The sequence below is a fragment of the Nocardia elegans NBRC 108235 genome, from assembly GCF_001612845.1.
Taxonomy (GTDB): Bacteria; Actinomycetota; Actinomycetes; order Mycobacteriales; family Mycobacteriaceae; genus Nocardia; species Nocardia nova.
The window spans coordinates 86,469-92,899 of sequence record NZ_BDBF01000020.1; the positions used below are offsets into that span (position 1 = coordinate 86,469).

Genomic DNA, 6,431 nt, shown 5'->3' on the forward strand with positions numbered 1-6,431 from the left:
CCTCGGCGAAGGACTTAAGCTGGTGGTGCCCTTATCCCCGGATCCAGGAGTCCCCTCGAGCATGACCACACATCGTGCCGCGAGCGCTGCCGTCGACTCCGCTGCGGTGCGCCCCGGCCGGGTGGACGGTCGCAAGCGGCGCTGGCATCAGCACAAGATCGACCGCAGGGAAGAACTCGTCGACGGCACCCTCGCCGCTATCCGCAAACGCGGCGGCGATGTCGGGATGGACGAGATCGCCGCGGAGATCGGCGTATCCAAAACCGTCCTCTACCGCTACTTCTCGGACAAGTCCGATCTGACCCGCGCCACCATGGAACGGTTCATCGAGACCACGCTGATGCCGCGGATCTACGAGGCGATCAGCGACGACGCCGACGAATATCAGCTGGTCCGCAACACTCTGGCCGCCTATGTGCACACCGTCGAGGCCGATATCGACGTCTACCGCTTCATCATGGGCAACGGCTCGACCACCGACAAGTCCAGCCTCGCCGATTTCGAGAAGCTGTTCGCCGACGTGGTCTCGGTGGTGGTGCAGACCAAGGCCTTCGATCGCGGCGTCGACACCGAGGGTGTGCTGCTGTATTCGTACGTGATCGTCGGCGGTGTGCAGCTGGCCACCGACTGGTGGATCAGCAACCGTTCGATGTCGGCCGATCGCATGCTCGACCATCTGGCGATGATGGTGTGGAGCGCCATCGAGGGCATGGTCCGCGCGGGTGGTTCGCCGGAGAAGTTCAACGCCGTGCCGCACGAACTTCCCGAGGCCGACCTGGGCTGATTCGCCCGCGAAGGAATCCGTGCTCGCCGTCTCTGGGCCGACGGCTCGCGCTTGGCTACGCTGAAGACCGGCCAGGCGGGGCATCAACGGAGGTCATCAATGGCGAAAGAGCTGCCGACGTCGCGGCTGGCGCGGGGGACGAAACTGGGTGTGGCCGTCGCCGGCAACGTCTTACGTGCGCAGAAGACCCGCCGTTCCATGCGCGGGCGCTCCGAAGCGGTGCGCGAGCGGATGGCCGAGGAATCGATGATCCGCGCCACCGAGCAGATGGTCATGGTGCTGGGCACCATGAAGGGCGTGGCCATGAAGCTCGGCCAGATGCTCTCGGTGCTGGATCTGGATCTGGTTCCGCCCGAACATCGCGAGCGATTCCAGCGCCGGCTGGCCGTCTTGCGTGACAGCGCGCCGAAGGTCTCCTTCGACACCATGCGCGGCGTCATCGAGAAGGATTTCGGCCGCACGCTCGAGGAGCTGTTCGCCGAATTCGAGGACGAACCGATCGCGGCGGCCTCCATCGGCCAGGTCTACCGGGCGCGGCTGCACGACGGGCGCGCGGTCGCGGTGAAGGTGCAGTATCCGGGCATCGATACCGCCGTGCGCGCCGATCTGAAGAATCTCGCGATGTTCCGCCGCGTCCTGCAGTCGGCGATGCCGTGGGTGACGCCGGCGGTCCTCGACGAACTACGGCTGAACCTCGAGAGCGAACTGGACTACGTGGCCGAGGCGCATACCCAGCGCGAGGTGGCCGAACTGTTCGCCGACCATCCGTTCATCGTGGTCCCGGCCACGATGCCCGAGCTGTCGAGTACGCACGTGCTGGTCAGCGAGTATTTTCCCGGTCGCGGTTTCGAGGAGATCCGCCGGTTGCCGGAGGCCGAACGCGACCGGGTGGGCGAGATCATCTACCGCTTCTACGTCGGTTCGCTGTTCACCTTCAACGAATTCTGCGGGGACCCGCATCCGGGCAATTTGCTGCTCGGCGAGGACGGCCGGGTCGCCTTCCTGGATTTCGGGCTGTTCAACCGGATGGATCCCGAACACGTCCGGTTCGAGGCCACCTGCATCCGTGCGGCGGCCGAGGAACGTGCGGAAGATCTGCGCCAGTTGATGATCGACCACGGCATCATCGATTCGCCGGAGGAGATCACCCCCGAGGACTGTCTGGAGTATGTGCTCGCCGCGTGCGAGTGGGCGCTGATCGACCAGGATCTGACCATCACCCCCGAATTGGCCAGCGGCGCCTTCGTGCTGGCGGTCGATCCGCGCGCGAGTGAGTACGCGGGGATGAAGCAGCAGAATCTGCCGCCGGAACATCTGTTCTCCCGGCGCGCGGATTTCCTGACCTTCGGGGTACTCGGCCAGCTGGAAGCGACTGGGAACTGGCATCGGATCGCCCGCGAGTGGCTCTACGGCGACGACCCGGTGACCGAACTCGGTAAGCAGCACCACGCCTGGCTGGCCCGGCGCGGCCTGCCGCGCAAACCTGCCAAGCGCGCCGCGCCACGCAAAGCCGCCGGCGGAAAACGTACCAGCACAAAATAATCGGCCACCACGAGAATGGGATGGGCATGACCGACAGGGAATTCGACCTCGTACTGTTCGGCGCGACGGGGTTCGTCGGCCGGCTGACCGCGCAGTATCTGGCCGAGGCCGCGCCCGCGGATGCGCGTATCGCCCTAGCGGGCCGTTCGCCGGAGAAACTCACCGCGGTGCGCGACGAACTCGGCGGCGGGGCGGCGATCTGGCCGCTGCTGGTCGCCGATTCCTCCGACCAGGCGGCACTGGACGCGCTGGCGGCCCGGACCAAGGTCGTGGTCACCACCGTGGGCCCGTATCTGCGGTACGGCCTGCCCCTGGCCCAGGCCTGCGCGAACGCCGGCACCCACTACGCGGACCTCACCGGCGAGCCGCTGTTCATCCGCGAATGTATCGATCGGTTCGGCGAGCGGGCCGCCGAAACCGGCGCGAAAATCGTGAATTCCTGTGGCTACGACTCGATTCCGTCCGATCTGAGCGTTTATCGGCTCTACCGCCGGTCGGTCGAGGACAACACCGGGGAGCTCACCGACACCACCCTGGTGGCCTGGCTCAAGGGCGGCGCCAGCGGCGGCACCATCGACTCCGGGCGGGCGATGATGGAGGCCATCGCCACCGATCCGGCCAAGGGGTCGGTGCTCTCGCACCCGTATTCGCTGAGCCCCGACAAGTCGATGGAACCCGATGTGGGCCGGCAGTCCGATCAGGCTCTCTCGCGCGCCTCGGCCATCGACCCCAGCCTCGACGGCTGGGTCGCCACCTTCGTGATGGCCGCGCACAACACCAAGGTGGTGCGGCGCAGCAACGGCCTGCTGGGCTGGGTGTACGGCAAGAACTTCCGCTATCGCGAGGTGATGAGCGCCGGAAGCTCGCCGGCGGCACCGCTGGTCGCCGCGGGTATGGCGGGCGGCATCGTCGCCACCATGACCGCGGGCGCCCTGCTCTCCCGCGTGTCGGTGGGGCGCCGGCTCCTGGACCGGATCCTGCCGAAGCCGGGCACCGGCCCCGACGAGCAGGCCCGCCGCAGTGGCTGGTTCACCATGAAGACCTTCGCCGACACCACGTCGGGAGCACGGTACGTCTGCACCTTCGCCGGACACGGCGACCCCGGCTATCAGGCCACCTCGGTGATGCTCGGCGAGGCCGGACTGTGCCTGGCCTTCGACGAACTCCCGGAACTGGCGGGCATCCTCACGCCCGCCTCCGCCATGGGCGATCCCCTCACCGATCGCTTGCGGCGGGCCGGGATGACCATCGAGGTCGAGCGAGCCTGAACGACGGAAGAGCGTGCGGCGGCAGGCCCGTTCACAGATCGTCGGGCAGTGAACGGGTCAGCCGCCACAGCGTGTGGACCGCCGCGCCGTCGAGCATGCCGACCTCGTCGAAATAGCGCAGCATCGGCTCGGACAGAAAGCTCATCGTCCGCCGGTACTGCGGGCCGGTGAAGGCCGCCGCGAATCCGCGCCGGGGGTCGATACCCACCGCGCGATAGACCTGCGGATTGACGAGCATCGGATACAGCACCAGCGCGAAGTAGGCCAGCAGGAGTTGATGGGGCAGCCGCTGCCACCGCGAACGCCGGGCCATCCCGCGCGCCAGCGCATCGCGGGCGAAACCGATGTGCCGCGCCTCCTCCAGCACGTGAATTCGCATCAACTGCCGCACATGCGGTTGAACGGTGCTGTCGGCCATGGCTTCTCGTTGACCGCGATCGAGGATCTCCTCGATCAGCAGCGTGCCGGCGTAGACGACCGGACCGATCGGGAAGTGTTCGGCGACGCGCAGCTGCATCCGGTTGAGCGCCAGCGGCCGATACGGCGGTATTCCGGTCTTGTCGATGAGCCGCGCGAACATGATCGAATGACGCGCTTCCTCGCTCAGTTCGGTGAGCGCGTACATCGCATGCTGCGAGGTCGGGTCGCGCGCGACGATGCGCAGCAGATATTTGCTGAGCAGCCCCTCGGCGACGATCCCGAACGACAGCAGGCTCACCAGTTCGTGTTTGCCGAGTTCGATCCGCTGCTCGGCAGTGAGCCGATCCCACAGCGGAGTGCCGTAGAGCGAGATCCGGTGTTCGGGCAGCCACGCCTTGTCCGGGGCCCACGGCTGCTCCCAGTCGATGTCGACATCGGCGTCGTAGAAGTGTTCCGCCGACGAGCGAAGCAGCCGCTGGGCCACGCGCTCGCGCCCGTCGAAACCATCCCCCGCGAGATTGTCGGTGTGCTGTGTCATCGGCTTCACCGTTCTGCCGCTGCGCCGCGGCCGGCGCGTTGTCCGTGCTCACCGTCGGCGCATTTGCCGACCGATGTGAGCGGTGGCACACTCGATATTACCTATTACTCATTGTCACGGCTATAGCGCGGCAGGACCTGACGCGCAGCTCGGAAAGGCGATCATGCGGCAACCCGATGCGGATTATCTGGGGCCGGCCGTCGTCGTGCTGGGTGATCGGGAGTTCGCCGTCCGGGTGCGGCTGCGCGGCCATCGCCAGCCGATCGACGGCATCTACCGCTGGTACGGACGCGTCGACCCGGATGCGGCGCTGAACGCGGCGGCCGGCAACCGGAAGCAGCGCGTCACGTTGCGGACCACCGAAGGCGCCGCGACCGCGATCCTCGGTGATCGCGACTTCTGGGGGCGACTGCGGCTCGTCGGGCACAGCGCACCGCCGTATCGAATCTCGACAGTAGACGACCTCGACGCGAGGATGACCCGGTGAATCTCGCACGCCGCACCATGAACAATCCGGTCTTCGCCCTGCTCTACGAGCGGGCGTGGCGGCCGACCAGTTTTCTGCTGGCCACCGGGCGGACCATGCAGGCCGATCGCCGTGACGCGGTGCGGACCTTGCGCCTCGACGCGGGCGACCGGGTGCTCGACATCGCTTGCGGGCCGGGCAATTTCACCCACTACCTGAGTGAACATATCGGCACCGGATACGCGGTGGGCATCGATTTCTCGGTGCCGATGCTGCGGCAGGCCGTCGCCGACAACTCCGGCCCGCGGGCCGGCTACGTCCGCGGCGACGCTCGCCGGCTTCCCTTCCCCGACAACAGCTTCGACGCAGTCTGTTGTTTCGGTGCGCTGTATCTGATTCCGGATCCGCTGACCGCCGCCGGCGAGATGATCCGGGTGCTCGCGCCCGGCGGTCGCATCGCGATCAGCACCAGTCACCGCCCGCAGGGCTGGGTGGGCGAGGTCTCGAGCGCGGTCGGCGGGGCGGGCGGGCTCCGCGTATTCGACCTCGACACGTTCCCGAAACTGTTCGCCGAATCCGGGCTGGTGGATATCGAGCAGGAAGTGCACGGCCTGCTGCAGTACGTCAGCGCCAGGGCGGCCGATGCCGCCTGAAACAGACAGCGCCACAGTGATTTACACATTTTTCGCGGTCATCGATGTGCGCATTCACAATGCGTCGCCACGCGCCCGGCGACCGCTGCTCCGGTAAGCTCGCTCGCGGGAAACTCTCGGACGGAAGGGGATCATCACGGTGCCGATTCCGGAGACCGGCCAGCATTTGGCGCGCGAGTTGTACGCCGCGGCAACAGGTTCCGGAGCGGAGGTGTTCGAGATCGCCGAGGACACCGCGCGCAATCTCGCGGCGGCCTGCGACCGTCTCGTCGAGGATCTCCATGCCGCTCGCAGCGGCGGTGCCGTACCGACGGCGGTGCGCGGCTTCGGCGAACTCGCCTCCGGCCGGGCCCTGGCGCGCGGATTCTCCCGCAAGGGCGGCGAATTCCTGGACACCGTCCTCTCGTTTCAGCAGACGGCACTGCTGTTCAAGGCCGCCTATCTGGCCGCGGGGAAACATTTCGACGAGGCCGAGGCCGCCAACCGCGCGGCGCTGGCGCTGATCCGGCCCGAGCCGGGAGCGTGAGGTGACCGACGCATCGCATGTCGATCCGCCCTTCGTCGCGGATCGGGAGGTGTACGGCTCCTACAGCCACTGGCAACTGTGGGAGCTGGTGCACGAGACACTGGATCCGGCCGCGCTCGGTGAGGCGGCCGCGGCCTGGCAACAGCAGGCCGACGCCGTCGCCGCGGCGTTCCGGACCTTCGCCGAGGCCACGCACGCCGAATTCGAGCATTGGTCCGGGCGAGCCCGCGCGGC

General features: G+C 67.4%; 7 protein-coding genes and 1 pseudogene. 7 read left to right on the forward strand and 1 reads right to left on the reverse strand.

Features of this window, described 5'->3' with window-relative positions; translation table 11 throughout:
• Window positions 1–61 precede the first annotated feature (61 nt).
• The 3 genes from NE2_RS16265 to NE2_RS16275 all read left to right on the forward strand — a co-directional run bounded on the left by NE2_RS16265 (window position 62) and on the right by NE2_RS16275 (window position 3,594).
• On the forward strand, window positions 62–784 hold the full coding sequence (locus tag NE2_RS16265) for a TetR/AcrR family transcriptional regulator (RefSeq protein WP_030516152.1): 723 nt from the start codon (window positions 62–64) through the stop codon (window positions 782–784).
• Window positions 785–883: 99 nt separating this feature from the next.
• Window positions 884–2,326, forward strand: a complete 1,443-nt coding sequence (locus NE2_RS16270) for an ABC1 kinase family protein (RefSeq protein WP_063026993.1) — start codon at window positions 884–886, stop codon at window positions 2,324–2,326.
• Window positions 2,327–2,346: 20 nt separating this feature from the next.
• Complete coding sequence (locus NE2_RS16275) at window positions 2,347–3,594, forward strand: saccharopine dehydrogenase family protein (RefSeq protein ID WP_063026995.1); 1,248 nt, start codon at window positions 2,347–2,349, stop codon at window positions 3,592–3,594.
• Between the two features lie 31 nt (window positions 3,595–3,625).
• Here the strand turns inward: NE2_RS16275 and NE2_RS16280 are convergent, their stop codons facing one another.
• Window positions 3,626–4,552 (reverse strand): AurF N-oxygenase family protein, encoded by a 927-nt coding sequence (locus NE2_RS16280; RefSeq protein ID WP_063026997.1) that lies wholly within the window; start codon window positions 4,550–4,552, stop codon window positions 3,626–3,628.
• Between the two features lie 163 nt (window positions 4,553–4,715).
• Here NE2_RS16280 and NE2_RS16285 point away from each other — a divergent pair, with 163 nt between their 5' ends.
• From NE2_RS16285 to NE2_RS16300, 4 genes and pseudogenes are all read left to right on the forward strand, one after another.
• A complete protein-coding gene (locus tag NE2_RS16285) occupies window positions 4,716–5,039 on the forward strand; it encodes a DUF4873 domain-containing protein (RefSeq protein WP_063026999.1) in 324 nt (107 codons plus the stop codon).
• Window positions 5,036–5,671 carry a class I SAM-dependent methyltransferase gene (locus NE2_RS16290; RefSeq protein ID WP_063027007.1) on the forward strand — a complete coding sequence of 212 codons (636 nt, stop codon included), beginning with the start codon at window positions 5,036–5,038 and terminating at the stop codon, window positions 5,669–5,671. The genes NE2_RS16285 and NE2_RS16290 overlap by 4 nt, the downstream gene beginning before the upstream one ends.
• 139 nt (window positions 5,672–5,810) lie before the next feature.
• A complete protein-coding gene (locus tag NE2_RS16295) occupies window positions 5,811–6,197 on the forward strand; it encodes a hypothetical protein (RefSeq protein WP_063027009.1) in 387 nt (128 codons plus the stop codon).
• Between the two features lies 1 nt (window position 6,198).
• Window positions 6,199–6,431 (forward strand): annotated as a pseudogene (locus NE2_RS16300) (hypothetical protein); the annotation flags it as partial.

Excerpts from the sequence above, each read along its gene's own strand:
- NE2_RS16265 (WP_030516152.1), top strand. The coding sequence starts at position 62 with ATGACCACACATCGTGCCGCGAGCGCTGCCGTCGACTCCGCTGCGGTG.
- NE2_RS16270 (WP_063026993.1), top strand. The coding sequence starts at position 884 with ATGGCGAAAGAGCTGCCGACGTCGCGGCTGGCGCGGGGGACGAAACTG.
- NE2_RS16275 (WP_063026995.1), top strand. The coding sequence starts at position 2,347 with ATGGGCATGACCGACAGGGAATTCGACCTCGTACTGTTCGGCGCGACG.
- NE2_RS16280 (WP_063026997.1), bottom strand. The coding sequence starts at position 4,552 with ATGACACAGCACACCGACAATCTCGCGGGGGATGGTTTCGACGGGCGC.
- NE2_RS16285 (WP_063026999.1), top strand. The coding sequence starts at position 4,716 with ATGCGGCAACCCGATGCGGATTATCTGGGGCCGGCCGTCGTCGTGCTG.